This is a genomic window from Roseovarius marisflavi (genome assembly GCF_900142625.1).
GTDB lineage: Bacteria > Pseudomonadota > Alphaproteobacteria > Rhodobacterales > Rhodobacteraceae > Roseovarius > Roseovarius marisflavi.
Genome location: NZ_FRBN01000010.1, coordinates 21591 through 37907, shown reverse-complemented (window position 1 = coordinate 37907; position 16317 = coordinate 21591). Strand labels below are relative to the sequence as shown.

15 protein-coding genes are annotated in these 16317 nt (G+C 61.3%); 3 read left to right on the top strand and 12 right to left on the bottom strand.

Annotated elements, in window-relative coordinates; translation table 11 throughout:
* Positions 1-445 precede the first annotated feature (445 nt).
* Entirely contained in the window at positions 446-2173 is a 1728-nt protein-coding gene (locus tag BUB78_RS10450) for a polysaccharide biosynthesis protein (protein WP_342742317.1), read from the top strand.
* Positions 2174-2180: 7 nt separating this feature from the next.
* Here BUB78_RS10450 and BUB78_RS10445 read toward each other — a convergent pair whose 3' ends face one another.
* From BUB78_RS10445 to prfA, 6 genes are all read right to left on the bottom strand, one after another.
* Positions 2181-3650, bottom strand: coding sequence for a carboxypeptidase M32 (locus BUB78_RS10445; protein ID WP_073197885.1), 1470 nt, complete (start codon positions 3648-3650; stop codon positions 2181-2183).
* Position 3651: 1 nt separating this feature from the next.
* Entirely contained in the window at positions 3652-4797 is a 1146-nt protein-coding gene (gene ctaA / locus BUB78_RS10440) for a heme A synthase (RefSeq protein WP_073197882.1), read from the bottom strand.
* A 61-nt stretch (positions 4798-4858) separates the two neighbouring features.
* Positions 4859-5605 carry an RNA methyltransferase gene (locus BUB78_RS10435; RefSeq protein WP_073197880.1) on the bottom strand — a complete coding sequence of 249 codons (747 nt, stop codon included), beginning with the start codon at positions 5603-5605 and terminating at the stop codon, positions 4859-4861.
* A gap of 187 nt (positions 5606-5792) precedes the next feature.
* Entirely contained in the window at positions 5793-6431 is a 639-nt protein-coding gene (locus tag BUB78_RS10430; RefSeq protein ID WP_073197878.1) for a DUF4167 domain-containing protein, read from the bottom strand.
* A 228-nt stretch (positions 6432-6659) separates the two neighbouring features.
* On the bottom strand, positions 6660-7520 hold the full coding sequence (gene prmC / locus BUB78_RS10425; protein ID WP_073197876.1) for a peptide chain release factor N(5)-glutamine methyltransferase: 861 nt from the start codon (positions 7518-7520) through the stop codon (positions 6660-6662).
* Positions 7517-8566 (bottom strand): peptide chain release factor 1, encoded by a 1050-nt coding sequence (gene prfA / locus BUB78_RS10420; RefSeq protein ID WP_073197874.1) that lies wholly within the window; start codon positions 8564-8566, stop codon positions 7517-7519. Before prfA ends, prmC begins: the two co-directional genes overlap by 4 nt.
* A 53-nt stretch (positions 8567-8619) precedes the next feature.
* On the opposite strand from prfA, the gene BUB78_RS10415 reads away from it, so the two are divergent.
* The gene (locus BUB78_RS10415) at positions 8620-8916 is read left to right on the top strand and encodes a hypothetical protein (protein WP_425442172.1); all 297 of its coding nucleotides are present in this window, start codon (positions 8620-8622) and stop codon (positions 8914-8916) included.
* On the opposite strand, the gene BUB78_RS10410 is transcribed toward BUB78_RS10415, so the two are convergent.
* The 3 genes from BUB78_RS10410 to BUB78_RS10400 all read right to left on the bottom strand — a co-directional run bounded on the left by BUB78_RS10410 (position 8851) and on the right by BUB78_RS10400 (position 10263).
* Positions 8851-9261 carry a DUF1499 domain-containing protein gene (locus tag BUB78_RS10410; RefSeq protein WP_073197872.1) on the bottom strand — a complete coding sequence of 137 codons (411 nt, stop codon included), beginning with the start codon at positions 9259-9261 and terminating at the stop codon, positions 8851-8853. The genes BUB78_RS10415 and BUB78_RS10410 overlap by 66 nt on opposite strands.
* Positions 9262-9355: 94 nt before the next feature.
* Positions 9356-9751 (bottom strand): cell division protein ZapA, encoded by a 396-nt coding sequence (locus BUB78_RS10405; protein ID WP_073197870.1) that lies wholly within the window; start codon positions 9749-9751, stop codon positions 9356-9358.
* Positions 9751-10263, bottom strand: coding sequence for a hypothetical protein (locus BUB78_RS10400; protein ID WP_073197868.1), 513 nt, complete (start codon positions 10261-10263; stop codon positions 9751-9753). The genes BUB78_RS10405 and BUB78_RS10400 overlap by 1 nt, the downstream gene beginning before the upstream one ends.
* A 233-nt stretch (positions 10264-10496) precedes the next feature.
* Between BUB78_RS10400 and tkt the strand changes: the two genes are divergently transcribed.
* A complete protein-coding gene (gene tkt, locus BUB78_RS10395) occupies positions 10497-12512 on the top strand; it encodes a transketolase (protein ID WP_073197866.1) in 2016 nt (671 codons plus the stop codon).
* A 126-nt stretch (positions 12513-12638) separates the two neighbouring features.
* Here tkt and BUB78_RS10390 read toward each other — a convergent pair whose 3' ends face one another.
* The 3 genes from BUB78_RS10390 to BUB78_RS10380 form a co-directional block, all read right to left on the bottom strand.
* Positions 12639-13889, bottom strand: coding sequence for an Hsp70 family protein (locus BUB78_RS10390; RefSeq protein ID WP_073197863.1), 1251 nt, complete (start codon positions 13887-13889; stop codon positions 12639-12641).
* Between the two features lie 98 nt (positions 13890-13987).
* The gene (locus tag BUB78_RS10385) at positions 13988-14236 is read right to left on the bottom strand and encodes a hypothetical protein (protein WP_073197860.1); all 249 of its coding nucleotides are present in this window, start codon (positions 14234-14236) and stop codon (positions 13988-13990) included.
* Positions 14233-16083 carry a Na/Pi cotransporter family protein gene (locus BUB78_RS10380; RefSeq protein WP_073198053.1) on the bottom strand — a complete coding sequence of 617 codons (1851 nt, stop codon included), beginning with the start codon at positions 16081-16083 and terminating at the stop codon, positions 14233-14235. The genes BUB78_RS10385 and BUB78_RS10380 overlap by 4 nt, the downstream gene beginning before the upstream one ends.
* Between the last annotated feature and the right edge of the window lie 234 nt (positions 16084-16317).

Genomic DNA, 16317 nt, shown 5'->3' with positions numbered 1-16317 from the left:
TCTGATCCGGGCGCGTCACCGAAGTGCCTGTTACGTTCCCCGCCTGATCGGACGAATACTCATTCAGGCCTTCAATAAATTGAAAACACAATTAATTCTGGCGATCCGCAAAGCCTTCGCTTCGACCAGATAGCGCGGTTGTGGTCGTGACTGAAGTAATCGTGATTTGTTTGATCAAAGTGGGTCGCGATATGTTATTCTGCTTTAAACGATAGTGCGCATAGGGCAGATTCAAATGGCCAAGCGTCGTGATCTTACGCGTGTTGCGAATTTACGAGAAAGGTTCTGGCTTACCATGCTCCATAACTTTGTGAACGCACTGCGCCCGACTCAAAAGCATGTTATCTTTCTGGCAACTGATCTTGGGCTGGCGGCGCTATCGTATTGCCTGGCTGCGACCATGTTACGTGGTGAAAACGGGAGACTTCCCACCACGCTCACGGTCTTGACTGATCTCAGCATCATACTTGTTGTTGTGGGCGGGCTAAGCGCCGCGCTTGGCCTCAACAAGGTGAAACTGAATGCCTATGAGAGGCAGGGCATGGTGGGTTCGGCCCTCGTTGCCCTGTCGCTTGCGGGCGTCAGCATAATCAGTTCTTTTTTGTTACAGGGCCAGCCGACGCATCCGGCTGTCTACATCGTCACGGGTATGATCTTTTTGATCCTGTCGGTCCTTGTGCGGCTGGCGATGCGGGCCACGGTGCTGAAGGTTTATCAAAGCGAAAATCGGCGTTTGCGCGTGCTTATCTATGGCGCAGGGCAAACAGGTCAGCAACTTGCGACCGCCCTGGCGACCGATGATGCGGTGATACCCGTTGCATTTGTCGACGACGATCCGCGCCTCCAGTCGCTGACCATTGCCGGGCTAAAGGTGCATCACCCATCGCAAATCCGCAAGCTGGTTGAGCATCATGACATTATGCGGATCGTCCTTGCCATGCCAAGCGCGCCCGGCACTGTCCGCGAGCGGCTGACCCGCGAGCTGGCCGATACCGGATGCGAGGTGCACGCCCTGCCGTCCTTTGCCGCTTTAATCTCAGGCGACACGCGCAAGCTCTGTGAAAGCCACCCCGTTGATCTTTATGATCTGCTCGGGCGCGATGGTCTGGACGTTCAGCTACCCGGCGTAAGCGACACCTATGCCGAGCGCAACATTCTTGTCACCGGCGCGGGCGGGTCCATCGGATCAGAGCTGTGCCGCCAGATTTGCGGCTACCGCCCGGCCCATATAATCCTGCTGGATCACGGCGAACATGCGCTGTTTGAGATCCATCGTGAACTGCGTGCCCTTGCCCCCGAAATCAAGATCACGCCGATCCTTGGATCGGTCTGCGACAAGCCGCTGGTCAGTGTTCTTATAAAATCGCAAAAGGTTGCCATCGTGCTGCACGCGGCGGCCTATAAGCATGTGCCCATGGTCGAGGAAAACGCCATTGAGGGCATGCGCAACAACGTGATTGGCACGCATGTTGTGGCCAATGCAGCGCGCGACGCAAAGGTCGAGCGGTTCATTCTGGTCTCGACCGACAAGGCCGTGCGCCCGACCAGTGTGATGGGAGCCTCAAAGCGCTTTGCCGAAATGATCACGCAGGATCTTGCCACCCGCGCCGGACAAACCCGGTTTTCCATGGTGCGCTTTGGCAATGTCATGGGATCGTCCGGCTCGGTCATTCCGCTGTTTGCCGAACAGATCGCCAAGGGCGGGCCTGTCACCCTGACCCACGCCGATGTGACGCGCTATTTCATGACCATCCCCGAGGCGGCGCGCCTTGTTCTTCTGGCGGGCTCTTTTGCACGGGGCGGCGATGTCTTCGTGCTTGATATGGGCAAGCCGATTGCGGTGCGCGACATCGCCCGCAAGATGATCGAGGGCAGCGGGCTAAGCCTGCGCAGCGCCGAAAATCCCGACGGCGATATCGAGATCGAGACCACCGGCCTGCGCCCCGGCGAAAAGCTGCATGAAGAATTGCTGATCGGCTCGGACATGCTGACCACGCCGCACCCCAAGATTTTGCGCGCGCAAGAGGGGCACCTGTCGGAAATCGAGCTGGCCAAGGCGCTCAAGTCGCTGTCAGAGGCGATTGAAACCCGCGATGTGGCCCTGCTTAAATCCATCCTGTCGCGCTGGATCGAACAGACCGATCCCGTGGACGAGGCAAGCGTTAACGAATAATGCCCGCCTAACCGGGGTAGAGTGCCCTGAATTTCTGTTCCAGATAGGCCAGCAATGGCTCTGCATCCGGCTCTGCACCACAGGCGCGGGTGATGGTTTCGCGCGGCTCGTATAACCCGCCATGACGCTGCACGTTCTCGCGCAACCACGCGGTTGGCGCGCTCAGGTCGCCGCGTGCCAAATCTGCGTCCAGCCCCGGCAGGGCGGCGCGCATCGCATGGTTGAGACAGCCGGCATAGACATTGCCAAGACTGTAGGTCGGGAAATACCCGAACAGGCCCACCGACCAATGCACATCCTGCAAACACCCGTTTGACGCCCGATCCACAGCATAGCCGAAATCGGCCTCAAAGCGATCATTCCAGGCGGTTTCAAGATCGGCCGCCAGAAGATCGCCAGCGATCAGGGCGCGCTCAAGATCATAGCGCAGCATGATATGCAGGTTATATTGCACCTCATCGGATTCGGTGCGGATATAGCCGCGATGCACCCGGTTCACGATCCGGTAAAAGGCATCGGCATCGGCCACGCCGATATCGCCAAAGACCGAACGCATCCGCCCCAAAAGCCAGCCACAGAACGGCGCACTGCGGCCCAGCTGATTTTCGTAAATCCGGCTCTGGCTTTCATGCACGCCCATCGACACGCCCTGCCCCAATGGCCCAAGGGCATACTCCGGATTGATCGCCTGTTCATAACAGGCATGGCCAACCTCGTGGATGGTCGAATAGATACAGTTGAACGGGTCCAACGTACTGGTGCGTGTGGTGATGCGCACATCATCGCCCGACCCAGAGCTAAAGGGATGCACCGCCTTGTCGAGCCGCCCGCGTGTCATGTCATAGCCGAACACCTCTGCAAGATCGCGCGCAAGGCGCATTTGCGCGCCCTCGTCATAGCTGCCGCCAAGCGCGGGGGGCGCCGCACCGGCCAAGGCCTGCGCACGCAAGGCCACCAGACGGGGGCGCATGGCGGCAAACATCTCGTCCAACAGGGCCGAGGTCATGCCCGGCTCGTAATCCTCTAGCAGAGCATCATAAAGATCGCCGCCCTCTGCCAATGCCGCCGCCTCTTCGCGCTTGAGCGCGATCACCTCGGCCAGAACCGGCGCGAAAGCCGCAAAATCATCGCGCCCGCGCGCCTCGGCCCAGGCCCCCTGCGCCCGGCTTGTCAGGCGCGCAAGCGCCACCGCAAGATCGCCCGGCACCCGGCAGAGCCGCTCGTAATCGCGCCGGATATGGCGCAGGTTGGCGCGGGCCACATCATCGGCTGCGCGTGCCTCGGCAAGCCATTCACCACGCTGCGGATCGGTGCGCCGGGCATGGATCACCGCCTGCATAGCGCCGCTTTCCTCGGCCCGCTGATGGGCCGCGCCGCGCGGCATCATGGTTTCCTGATCCCACCCCAGACGCCCCGCCACCTGTGACAGGGCCTGCGTCTCGCGCTCATGCGCCATCAGATCGTCATAGGCTGACATTTCAGGTCCTCCGAATGGATTGCGCCAGCGGGTACTGACTTAGAAAGCGGGCGCGCAGGATCAAAACCCAGACGATGACCGCAAGAAACTGATGCGCGATGGCAAGGTGCCAGGGCGCGATGTAAAGCACCGTCACGATGCCAAGCACCACCTGCGCCACAAGCGCGCCAAAGGCCATGGTAAAGGCCCTCGCCGTGGCCTCATTGGCGCTGCGCCGCCCCTTGAGCCAGACGACGATCCCGAAGGCAAACAGCAGATAGCCGCTCATGCGGTGAATGAATTGTACCGTGCCGGGGTTCTCGAACAAGTTCCGCCAGGCGGGCTCGATCCCCCACATGTCGGGCGGCAAAATCCCCCCCGCCATCAACGGCCAGTCGGTAAAGGTGCGCCCGGCATCAATCCCCGCCACAAGCGCGCCAAGAATGATCTGAAGAAAGGCAAAGTGCATCCAGCCGGTGGCAAGCCCGTAAAGCCGCCCCTCGCGCCCGCGCCGCGCCTGCATTAAATCACGCTCTTCGCGCCCGATCAGAAGGACATACCACGCAATCACTCCCAGGATGACAAAGGCCAGCCCAAGATGCATCGCCAGACGGTACGAGGCCACCGCGATCATCTCGCCCTTGAGGCCAGAGGACACCATCCACCACCCGATCGCCCCCTGTGCGCCACCCAGCGCGCCCAGCACAAGCAAGCGACCGGTCCAGCCAACCGGAATCTGGCGCGCCAGCAGAAAGCCGAAAAACCCAAGCGCCCAGACCAGACCGATGAAACGACCAAGCTGGCGATGGCCCCATTCCCACCAATAGATCGTCTTGAACTCGGAGAGGTTCATGCCCTTGTTGAGCAGTTCATATTGCGGGATAGTCTTGTATTTCTCGAATTCCTCGACCCAAACCGCCTCTGACATCGGCGGCAGCGCCCCGGTCACGGGTTTCCATTCGGTGATGCTCAGACCGCTATCGGTCAGCCGGGTAAGGCCCCCCACCGCGATCATCAAAACGACCAGCGTGAACAGCACCATAAGCCAGACCCGGATGCCCCGGCGCGCACCGCGTTTTCCGGCATCAATCATGCCGCCGCGTGGGGCCTCGGGGGCGGGTTTATCCGCGCTGTCGACCTCTTCGAAAATGCTGCGTTTTCCGCTCATCGTGAACCTCATTCAATTTGGTTGAGAGCCTAGTGCGCGACATGCCCGCCTTCAAGCGCGCTCAACCGTCGCGCTGCTTCCAGCGGACCATCTGCCGCAGCACCCCGTGCAGCATCTGCACATCCGTGCCCGTCAATGCCATCCGGCTCCACATGTTGCGCAGGTTAAGCTTCATGCTCTGGGCCTTGTGGTCGGGAAAGAAAAACCCGGCCTCGTCAAGCTGTGCCTCGTAATGATCGCCGAGCTTTTCAATCTCGATCTGCTCGGCCCAGCGGGCCTTGGCCATATCCACCCGCTCGGGGATGATCTCGCTTGCGGCGCGTTGCCATTCATAGGCGGTCAACAGCACGCATTGCGCTAGGTTCAGGCTGGCAAACTCGGGATTGACCGGCACGTTGATGATCGCATTCGCGCGCGCGATGTCGTCATTCTCAAGGCCCGCGCGCTCGGGGCCGAACAGCACCGCAACCTTTTCACCCTCCGCAATCCGCTCGGCGGCGATCTGCATCGCGCGCTCGGGGCTCACAACCGGCTTGGTCAACCCGCGTGCCCGTGCGGTGGTGGCAAAAACATAGTGGCAATCGGCCACGGCCTCGCCCGTGGTATCGACAAACTGTGCCTCGTCAAGCAAGCGCCCCGCGCCGCTGGCCATGGCAACGGATTTCGGATTTGGCCAGCCATCGCGCGGCGCAACGATCCGCATCCGGTCGAGCCCGAAATTCCACATCGCCCGCGCCGCCGCACCGATGTTCTCGCCCATTTGCGGGCGCACAAGCACAAAGGCGGGCTGCGGTCTGTCTGTGGGCATGGCGGGGTCTCTCTCTGGCGTTGCGGGCATGGCGCTCAGCCGCGTCTTAGGCCAGCCGGGTCCGGCTGAAAAGACCCGATACTTTCATCGTTCCCCAAATACTCGCGCCGCAGGCATCCCGGAGCCAGCAAAAAGGCGCGTGGCCTGATCGGTCCCGCGCCTTTTTCACATGCTCTATCCCAAAGTCCTATTCGGCCGCTTCGGCCGGACCAGAGGGCGGAGGCGTTCCATTGTCCTGATCGCCGGCCGGTTCACTCTGTGCCTCGGCCTTGGCCGGTTTCTTGACGCGTGGTTTGCGCGGACGCTTGGGCGGAACCGGCGCGCTCTGGCTTTCGGGGGTCTCGACAAGGCCGCTTTCGACATGGCTGGTGGTGTCGATCACATCGGGCTGCGCACTTCTGGCGGGATCATGACCACCGGCGTCCTGCCCTGCATTGCGGGTCTGGTCGCGCTCGGTGTTGCCCTGACCCTGACGCTCGCCAGTATTCTGCTGGCGTTCAGTCTGGGGGCGCTCGCGATCGCGTTCAACCTGACGCTCGCGGTTCTGGCGCTCCTGCTCTTCGCGGCGCGCCTCCTGCTCTTTCTGGGCCTCGCCCAGAAGACGCAGGTAATGCTCTGCATGCTGCTGAAAGTTCTCTGTGGCAACCCGGTCGCCCGACAGCTGGGCATCGCGTGCCAGCTGGTTGTACTTTTCAATGATTTGCTGCGGTGTGCCGCGCACCTTGCCTTCAGGGCCGGAACTGTCAAAGGTCCGGTTGACGACATTGCCCGTGCTCGGGCGATTGCGGTTCGGCTTGTTCCGCGAACGTGACTTAGATGATCTCATGTTGATGCTGTCCAGCCTTATGCTCAAATGTTCACTCGACCCGACTGGCGCCCCTTGCGCCGAAAATTAAACCGGATCGGACATGTTTTGGCTTGGTGTCAAGCGGGACCGCCCAAAAGGCATCCTCCGTCTTAACTGACCCATGACTAACCATGCAGAGGCGGTTCATACAAGCCAAAAACTGAATTTTATTGCCATTTATGCGGATTATGGCCGGTTTTTCCCGGTTCAGATCGGCCAAACCCCGCCAACCACCCGGTCGCGGCTGTCAAGATCGGGCAGAATTTCCACCCCATCGAATCCCGCATCGCTCAGCAATTGCGCCACCTCCGGGCCCTGTGTCGGGCCGATTTCCAGCAGGATACGTCCGCGCGGGCGCAGGTAATGCCCGGCTTGCGCGGTGATCGCGCGATAGGCCGCAAGCCCGTCGCCCTCATCGGTCAGCGCCATGCGCGGGTCATGCATCCGCACCTCGCGGGCAAGGCCGGGTATTTCGGCCAGGGCGATGTAGGGCGGGTTTGACACGATAAGATCGAAGCGGCCCGCAACCGCCGCGAACCAGTCCGAGATCGCAAAGTCGGCCCGCGCCAGTACGCCCAAAGCCCCGGCATTCTGTCGCGCCACGTTTAGCGCCGCCTCGGAGATATCGGTGCCAAGCCCGACCGTCCGGGGGCGCTCGGCCAGAAGGCTCAGCAGGATACAACCCGAGCCCGTGCCAAGATCAAGAACCCGCTCGAATGGCTGCGCCAAAGCGGCCTCGACCAGCGTTTCGGTATCGGGGCGCGGGTCAAGCACATCCTCGGTCACGGCAAAGCGGTGGTTCCAGAAGTCGCGGTAGCCAAGGATCTTCGACACCGGCCGCCCCGCCGCGCGCTGATCAATCAACGCAAGATAGACGGTCATCACCTCGGGCGTGAAATCTTCGACTTCAAGGCGGCTCAACGCCCCCCGCTCACACCCGGCGGCATGGGCCAAAAGCAGGCGCGCGTCGCGCATCGGGTCATCCAGATCGCCAAGACGGTCGCGTCCAAGGCCAAGCGCCAGGGCCAGGGCCTGTCCTGCCGAGGCCGCCTCATGCGGGGCTGTCAAGCGCCCATCTCGGCCAGCATGCTGGCCTGCGCATCCGCCGTAAGGGCGTCAATCACCTCGTCGAGATCACCGTTCATCACCTGATCAAGCTTGTAAAGCGTCAGGTTGATGCGGTGATCGGTCATCCGGCCTTGCGGGAAATTATAGGTGCGAATCCGCTCGGAGCGGTCGCCCGAGCCGACCTGCGCCGCGCGGCTGGCGGAACGTTCGCTATCGACGCGCTGTCGCTCCATGTCAAACAGCCGCGATTTCAGCACCTGCATCGCGATCTCCCGGTTGCGGTGCTGGGATTTCTCGGAGCTGGTGACCACAAGGCCGGTCGGCAGGTGGGTGATGCGCACGGCGGAATCGGTGGTGTTGACGTGCTGACCGCCCGCGCCCGAGCTGCGCATCGTGTCGATCCGCAAGTCGCCGGCGTCGATCTTGACGTCAACATCCTCGGCCTCGGGCAAAACCGCCACGGTCGCCGCCGAGGTGTGTATGCGCCCGCCGCTTTCGGTCTCGGGCACGCGCTGAACGCGGTGCACACCGGATTCGAACTTGAGCCGGGCAAAAACATTCTCGCCCTTGATATGCACGACCAACTCGCGGATGCCACCAAGCTCGCTTTGCTGTTCTTCCAGAACGTCGAACTTCCAGCCCCGCGCCTCGGCATAGCGCTGATACATGCGCATCAGGTCGGCGGCAAAAAGCGCGGCCTCTTCGCCGCCGGTGCCGGGGCGGATCTCAAGGATCGCCGGGCGCGCGTCGGCGGCGTCTTTCGGCAAAAGCGCCAGTTGCAGCGCCGCCTCAAACTCGGGCTGGCGGGCCTCCAACGCCTCGATCTCGTCGCGGGCCAGATCGCGCATCTCGGGATCGTCAAGCATCGCACGGGCGCTGTCGAGATCGCTCAGAAGCTCGCGATAGGCGCGGATTTCCTCGACCACCGGGCGAAGCTCGGCATATTCGCGACCAAGGCGCGCGATATCCCCGCCGCCCTGTGCCATCTGCGCCTCGATATACTCGAAGCGCTGTGTGATTTGTTCTAGTCTGTCCAAGGGCACCATGATGCGAGGCTCTGTCCTATCCTTTGGCTTTGGTCAAGAGGGATGACTGTGCTATGATATTTCTCATGCGATGGATCATGCCCTTTATTCTTGCGGCGACGCCCGCATTTGGCGATGCCACGATCGGCGGCAAGACGGTTGAGTGTTATTGCACCGACCGGACCGGCGCGCGGATTGAAATGGGCGAGACGATCTGCCTTCAGGTCGATGGCAAGATGTTCATGGCGCAATGCCAGATGTCGCTTAACGTGCCGATGTGGCGCAAGGTCAGCGATGGCTGCTTGTCATCCGCCCTGCCCCAATCGCATCAGCCAGCCGTCGATACGGGCGGCGTTGACGCCAAGATCTGATTTCCCGAACCGCAGTCGTCCGTAAATCTTGATCTGATCGCCAACGCGACGGACAGTCATGTAATCGGGAAAACCGAACACCGCCGAGCGGGTGACATAGGTGATCATCCCCTCGCTCGGAGCGCCCGCAAGCACATGCGTGCGCGGCGTGTCACGGATGATGGCGTCCAGCCGCTCAAGAGTGTTTTCATCCGCCGCGATTACACGCACCGCCCCGCCACTCAGGCCCTGATCGGTGATTGCCTCGGGCATTTGATGCCACCGGGCCGTGTTCGTCGGCGCAAGGCGCACATAGGCCGCGCCCGCCACAACGACCAAAACCATCAGACCGAAGATCAGCTTCATATCGTTGCCCTATTCCAGCGGCGATGCTCATCCGGCCCGACAGCCGACCTCGCAGGGCGCGCACGCAAGAGCGCGACGAGCCTCGCGGTGGTCACTATCCCGCGCGGCTACCGTCAACCGTTTCCGCAAGCGCCTCGGCGCGCGCGGCGATCTCCGCCAGCGTATCGGTCACCTCTTGCGGAACAACCGGCACCTCGATGCGCTGTGCCTCTGGCGTCGGCGCATTGCGCATCTGATCAAGCTCGGCGTCTTTCTCGGCAAGTTTGTCCTGCGCCTCGCGCAGTTTGTCCTGAAGCCCGGCGGTCTTGTCGGCCAGCATCAGCCCCGCCATCAACAGCATCCGCGGCTCGGGGATACGCCCGATCTGCGCCGCCAGAACCGAGGCTTCTTCATCCAGCATCTTTGCGGCGGATTGCAGGTAATGCTCTTCGCCCGCCTGACAGGCCACTTCGAATGTGCGGCCTCCGATTTCGATCTGCACCTCGGGCATCAGGCTTCCTCCGTCTTGCTGTTCTGGGTCTCGGGGTCTGTGGAGCCGTTGATCACCTGACCAAGCTCTGCGAGCACCGCCTCGACCTCGTCGCGGTCCGCCGCGCGGGTGGCGCGCAGGCCTTCAAGCTCGGCGAGCATGGATTTGTTGATCAGGTGCGGCTCGGCAACGCCGGATTGATTCGCCTCGCGCAGGGCCTGGTTGTTATCGCGAAGCTGCTGGTTGGCCTTGCGCAACGATTGCAGGTCCTGGTCCAGCTTGCGCATCGCCTGTGACTGCTCTGACTGCCCGGCCTCATTTGCGGCCTCGACGGCGGCGAGTTTATCGCGCAACGCCCTGACCCGCTCTTCAAGCTGAGCATTGGCCAGCTTTTCGTCCTCAAGCTGCTGCTTCAGGGCCGCCACCTCATCACCGGTGGTCTCTGTTCCGGTCTTCTGGCGGGCCTCAAGACCCTGCGCTATGCGGTCAAGCGCTGCGGTGATCCGCGTCTCCAGCTCGTTTATCTGGCTCATCGCCTTAGTCCCTCACTTGTTTTTGCCCATATCCTTGCCCTGCCCCATCGAATCGCACATCAGGCGGGTTTTATGCAAGTCTAGCGAACCGCCAGACAAAATGCGCCCCCTTTACCGCCAATCACCGGGTAAACACCGGGTAAACACTGGGCATTCGACCGGGCGATGCTTGATCTTTGGGGCCGGGCTGTTATGCAACCCCCATCTGTTGCCACTTCAAAGGATGTCATCCCGTGGATATCGCCGCCCTGCGCACTGCCAATCCCGATCACTGGAACAAAGCCACCGCCATCCGCGCCCTGACGCTGGATGCCGTGGCAGCCGCCAATTCCGGCCATTCCGGCATGCCCATGGGCATGGCCGATGTGGCGACGGTGCTTTATGAAAAGCACCTCAAGTTTGATGCCGCCAACCCCGACTGGCCGGATCGTGACCGCTTTATCCTGTCGGCGGGCCATGGTTCGATGCTGCTCTATTCGCTGCTGCATCTGACCGGCTATGACGACATGACCCTTGAGCAGGTCAAGAACTTTCGCCAATGGGGCGCGATCACCGCAGGTCATCCGGAATATGGCCACGCGAAGGGCATCGAAACCACCACCGGCCCGCTTGGTCAGGGGATTGCCAACTCGGTCGGCTTTGCCATGGCCGAAGAAATGCTGCGCGCGCGCTTCGGGCGCAAGCTTGTCGATCACTACACCTATGTGATCGCCGGTGACGGCTGCCTCATGGAGGGCATCAGCCAGGAGGCGATCGGCCTTGCCGGACGGCACGCGCTTGGCCGGTTGATCGTGCTCTGGGACAACAACAACATCACCATCGACGGCACCGTCGATCTTGCCGATCGCACCGATCAGGTGAAACGCTTCCGCGCCAGCGGCTGGCAGGTGCTTGAAATCGACGGCCACGACCCGGCGGCGATTGATGCGGCCCTGACCGAAGCAAAGAAAAGCAAGCGCCCGACGATGATCGCCTGCAAGACCCATATCGCGCTTGGCCATGCCGCACAGGATACGTCAAAGGGCCACGGCGCGCTGACCAATCCAGAACAGCTTGCGGCGGCGAAAGACGCCTATGGCTGGCCCTATGGCCCGTTCGAGGTGCCTGCCGATGTGAAATCGGCATGGGAAGAGATCGGCAAACGCGGCGCGTCCGAACAGGCCGCCTGGGCCGCGCGTCTGGCCGAGATGTCAGCCCCCCGTCAGGCCGAATTCACCCGCATCTTTGATCGCGACGTGCCGCCGAAACTTTCGGCGCGCATCAAGGCGCTCAAGAAACAGATCAGCGAAGAGGCCCCCAAGGTTGCCACGCGCCAATCCTCGGAAATGGTGCTTGAGGTGGTCAACCCGGTGATGCAGGAAACCGTCGGCGGCTCGGCCGATCTGTCGGGTTCCAACAACACCCGCTCGGGCGATATGACGGTGTTTGACGTGGACAACCGCAAGGGGCGCTATGTCCACTGGGGCATCCGCGAGCATGGCATGGCGGCGGCAATGAACGGCATGGCTCTGCATGGCGGCATCCGCCCTTACGGCGGCACCTTCATGTGCTTTACCGATTACGCGCGCCCCGCAATGCGGCTTGCCGCGCTGATGAAGATTCCGACCGTGTTTGTCATGACCCATGACAGCATCGGCCTTGGCGAAGATGGCCCGACCCACCAGCCGGTCGAGCATCTCGCGATCAGCCGCGCCACGCCCAACACCTGGGTATTCCGCCCCTGTGACACGGTCGAGACCGCCGAGGCCTGGGAACTTGCGCTGACCTCGAAAGAGACGCCTTCGGTGATGTCGCTGACCCGTCAGGGCCTGCCGACGCTGCGCCGCGAGCATAAGACCAAGAACATGACCGCCCAGGGCGCCTATGTTCTGGCCGATGCGATCGGCAAACGCGAGGCGATCCTGCTGGCGACCGGCTCCGAAGTGGAAATCGCCATGGCGGCGCGCGACCTGCTGCAAAAAGACGGGATCGGCACGCGGGTCGTGTCGATGCCCTGCTGGGAGCTGTTCGAGGACCAGGACGAGGCCTATCGCAAGCGCGTTCTGCCCGGTGGTCCGGTGCGGGTCGCGGTCGAGGCTGCCATTCGCTTTGGCTGGGATCGCTGGCTTTATGGCGAGCGTGGCCGTCGGGATAAGGGCGGTTTCATCGGCATGCATGATTTCGGTGCCTCGGCCCCTGCCCCGACGCTCTATAAGGAATTCGGCATCACCGCCGAGGATGTGGCCGCGAAGGTCAAATCCCTGCTGTAAAGCATGTTGCTCAAAAGTGGGAACCGGGTTTTGAGCTTCTCGAACATGCGACATGCTCGAAGCTTGTGAGCCTTGCCAAGATCGAAGCCCCCGGATGCCATCGCATTCGGGGGTTTCTCGTGGCCCTCAGCCGCGCGCCGCGGCAATCGCAAGCCCGTCGGTGACCGCGGTAAAAACCTTGCTGAAGGAATGATGCGCATCGGGGCACTCTGCCCGTGCCGCCTGCGCGACCATCGCCATAAGACTTGATCCGCCGACGTAAATCACGTGGTCAATCGCCGCCGCATCGACGCCCGCCATCTGCAGGGTGTCGCGCACCCCCTCGTGCAACATGCGCGCCTGTGGCCAGAGGCAGGCTGCCAGAATTTGCGGCGGCAATATTGCCGACAGGCCGCGCTCGATCTCGTCAAGCGCGATTGCGGCACCCTCATCCCCGGCATTGGCCGCGATCTTGCCACGCTCGACCGCAAAGGCAACCTCATGGCCAAGCTCATGCTCCAACAGGGTTGCAAGGCGGGCCAGCTTTTCCGGCTCATTCGCCAGCCGCAGCATTTCGTCGACCTTACGGCGGGTCTGGGGCGTGTAGAGAAACGGGATTTTCTCCCAGGTGGCGAGATCGTTGAAGATCGCGTTTGGCACAGGCGAGCGGCCCGGCCCCATCACCTTGCGAAGCTCTGATCCCTTGCCAAGAAGCGGCATCACCCGCTCGATGCTGATCGCGCGATCAAAATCCGTGCCGCCGATCCGCACGCCATGACTGGCCAGCACGGAAACGCCCGCAGGGGTGGCGCGAAACACCGAGAAATCCGAGGTGCCGCCGCCGATGTCGACGATAAGCCCGGTCTCGCCGGGTTGGATCGCGGCACCATTGGCAAGGGCGGCGGCCTCGGGTTCGGGCAGAAAGCCGACCTCTTTGAACCCGGCGGCAAGGTAACAGGCGCGCAGGTCCGCCTCGGCCTGCGCCTCGCGCGGATCGTTAGCGCCGTAAAATACGACGGGACGACCAGAGAGCACGCGCTCAAAAGTCACCCCGGCCTGTGCTTCGGCGCGGGTCTTGATGTGGCTCAGAAAGCGGGCGATGATTTCGACGAAGGTCACGCGCTCTTTCAGGATCTGGCGGGTTTCATGCATGAGCGGCGTGCCAAGCACCCGCTTGAGTGCGCGCATGAACCGCCCCTCGATCCCGTCAAGCAGCGCCTGATTGGCCGCATCGCCAATGAGGGTTTTCCGGGTGTCAAACTCAAAGAAAAACGTGGTCGGCAGTGTGGTATGACCGCCGTCCATCGCAACAAGCACTGGATCACCGTCACGCAGATAGGCCGCCGCCGAGTTGGAAGTGCCGAAATCCAGGCCTAAAACGGGGCTAATCTGTGCCATTTTCGATCTCTGCCCCTTCCAGGAAAAGGCGGGGCGTAACCCTCGGGCCGAATGCTGTCAAGCGACGACGGCGATCGTTCGGCGCGTGGTTTTAGGCGCTAGCCGATCTGATCCAAAAGCCATCTGGCGCGCTCGATCTGGGCGTCGAGCGTGGCGCATTTCTGCAGGAGTCGCTGTTTCTTCGAGGGTTTGACCGCCTCGGAGAGTTCGCCCATCAGCCCCTCGCGCTTTTTGGTCAGCTTTCGGATCATCTTGGACACATGATCCGGGTCGATCTTCTGCGCCTTGCCGCTTTCAAGCCGCTCAAAATAGGCATCCAGTTTCTCGATACTGTTCTTGAGTTTCATTCCGTTGTCCTTGTCTTTTCTGCGGCCGATTTGGGCGGGCTCTTGGGGCCGTCTGTGACCATATCCTGAAGGTCGTCCTCATCCAGCGTCAGGATACGCTCGACCTCGGCCATGGCGTCTTCGGTGTCGATGTAATAGGCGCGCGCGGCGTCCAGAAGATCGCGCATCGCGCTATAGGCATAGCTTGAATCGTTGAGAAACGAGGTTGCCATGCTGGCGCTCAGGTGATGATCACGGATCAGGTGATCAACGGTCTGATTGGTGTTGCGCGCATCCGCTTCGACCTGAAGGCGTTCCTGATCAAGCCAGAGGCTAGAGCGGTCTTCGGGGTCGGCCTCGTCAAGCTTGCGGATTTCGACCAGAATGCGGGCAATCTCGGTGCGCAACCCGTTGTAAAGATCGGTGATCACGCCCTGTGGTCTTTGGGTGAAATGGGTGGCGTTGCGGCGCATGTGCTTGATCGACTTGACCGCATGCACGATCTGCCCGGCGACATCGCGCATGAGATAGACGTCATCCATCGGTTTTGCCGGAATATCCTTGCTGCCGACCCGCGTGGCGAATTCGATGATCGCGGAATAGAGCGTTTTGACACGGTGTTCGTAAAGCGCATCAATGTCGAAATCGACCGGCGCGCGGCTTGCCCGAACGGTGGCCGCGATATCCTTGGTTTCAAACAGCTCCGAGCGGTGCAGGTTCAGCCCATGCACAATAAGTTCGACCGCGTTTTCATAGAGATGATGCACCTCGCGGCGCATCGCGATCTGAATGGTTTGCGGGAACTCATCCACCGCCTCCGAAAGGTACTTGGGCCGGCTCAGGTCTTCAGCGGGTTGCACGATAGTCTGCTCAAGGAAGGTCACAAGCCTGTGGATGAACGGAAGGATAAGAGCGACGCCCAAGACATTGAAAATAGTATGGAATACCGCAAGTTTAAGGGCATAATCACTGACCGAAATTCCGACGGAACTGCTGATGGCATCGACCGCCAGACGGATCTGGCCGATAAAGACAAGCGCCACGCCCGCCGTCAAAACGTTGAACATCAGATGCGCCAGGGCAAGCCGCTTGCCTTGGAAATTCGCAGTCAGCGCGCCGATGATGGCGGTGACCGTGGTGCCGATATTGGCCCCGATCGCAAGCGCCAGGGCGTTTTCATAGCTGATCTGCCCGGCCGCAAGCGCGGTAATGATCAGCACCATCGTGGCATGGCTGGATTGCATCACCACCGTCGCCGCCGCCCCGGTGAGCGTATAGACCACAAGCCCCAAAACCCCGGTCATGGCCAGGCGGGTCAGGTCGAACTGATCCTTGAAGGCCTCGAAGCCCTCTTTCATGTGATGGATGCCGAGAAACAGAAATCCAAGCCCGGCAAGCACATAGCCCGCACCCTTAAGGTATTTTGAGCGCTGGAACACCAGCACGATACTGATCGCCAGTATCGGCAGCGCATAGGCCGAAATCTTGACCTTGAGACCAAACCCCGCCACCAGCCAGGCGCCCGTGGTGGTGCCGATATTGGCGCCGAAAATGATGCCGACACCGGCCAGAAGCGGAATGAGGCCCGCCGAGAGGAATGAAATGGTGATCACGGACACAAGCGAGCTTGATTGCATGATCGTCGTGGCAATCGCCCCGAAGCCAAGCGCGCGGGTGATCGAGCCGGTTGCCATTTCAAGCGCGCGCTCAAGATAGCCGCCGCTGAACAGCTTGAACCCATCCTCAAGCATCAGCATGCCAAAGAGGAAAATCGCCACGCCTGCGGCGATCTCCTGAAAATCCGGGCTGATCCAGAAGCCAAAGACAAGCAGCCCGAGGATGACCGGCAAAAGCAGTTTCTTCATCATCACGCGCGCCCCCTTGCCAGCCCTTATATGAGCAGGTCAATGCGGCTTTGGCCTTGAGGTGGATCAAGCGCGCAGGGGCCGACGCGCAAAGAGAATCCCCCGGTGGCCCAAGGCACAGAGCGCCGGACCGGTTAGCGCAATCATGCCACCGCAGGCAGGTTTTGCGGTAACGGTTATCGCTAACAAGCTGAATTTCAAATGAAATCCACCTTTTCCACCTTTCCGCCAATGGTG

Bases quoted from the DNA above. Each gene is read 5' to 3' on its own strand.
- BUB78_RS10445 (WP_073197885.1), bottom strand. From the start codon at position 3,650: ATGTCAGCCTATGACGATCTGATGGCGCATGAGCGCGAGACGCAGGCC.
- ctaA (WP_073197882.1), bottom strand. From the start codon at position 4,797: ATGAGCGGAAAACGCAGCATTTTCGAAGAGGTCGACAGCGCGGATAAA.
- BUB78_RS10435 (WP_073197880.1), bottom strand. From the start codon at position 5,605: ATGCCCACAGACAGACCGCAGCCCGCCTTTGTGCTTGTGCGCCCGCAA.
- BUB78_RS10430 (WP_073197878.1), bottom strand. From the start codon at position 6,431: ATGAGATCATCTAAGTCACGTTCGCGGAACAAGCCGAACCGCAATCGC.
- prfA (WP_073197874.1), bottom strand. From the start codon at position 8,566: ATGGTGCCCTTGGACAGACTAGAACAAATCACACAGCGCTTCGAGTAT.
- BUB78_RS10415 (WP_425442172.1), top strand. From the start codon at position 8,620: ATGATATTTCTCATGCGATGGATCATGCCCTTTATTCTTGCGGCGACG.
- BUB78_RS10410 (WP_073197872.1), bottom strand. From the start codon at position 9,261: ATGAAGCTGATCTTCGGTCTGATGGTTTTGGTCGTTGTGGCGGGCGCG.
- BUB78_RS10405 (WP_073197870.1), bottom strand. From the start codon at position 9,751: ATGCCCGAGGTGCAGATCGAAATCGGAGGCCGCACATTCGAAGTGGCC.
- BUB78_RS10400 (WP_073197868.1), bottom strand. From the start codon at position 10,263: ATGAGCCAGATAAACGAGCTGGAGACGCGGATCACCGCAGCGCTTGAC.
- BUB78_RS10390 (WP_073197863.1), bottom strand. From the start codon at position 13,889: ATGGCACAGATTAGCCCCGTTTTAGGCCTGGATTTCGGCACTTCCAAC.
- BUB78_RS10385 (WP_073197860.1), bottom strand. From the start codon at position 14,236: ATGAAACTCAAGAACAGTATCGAGAAACTGGATGCCTATTTTGAGCGG.
- BUB78_RS10380 (WP_073198053.1), bottom strand. From the start codon at position 16,083: ATGATGAAGAAACTGCTTTTGCCGGTCATCCTCGGGCTGCTTGTCTTT.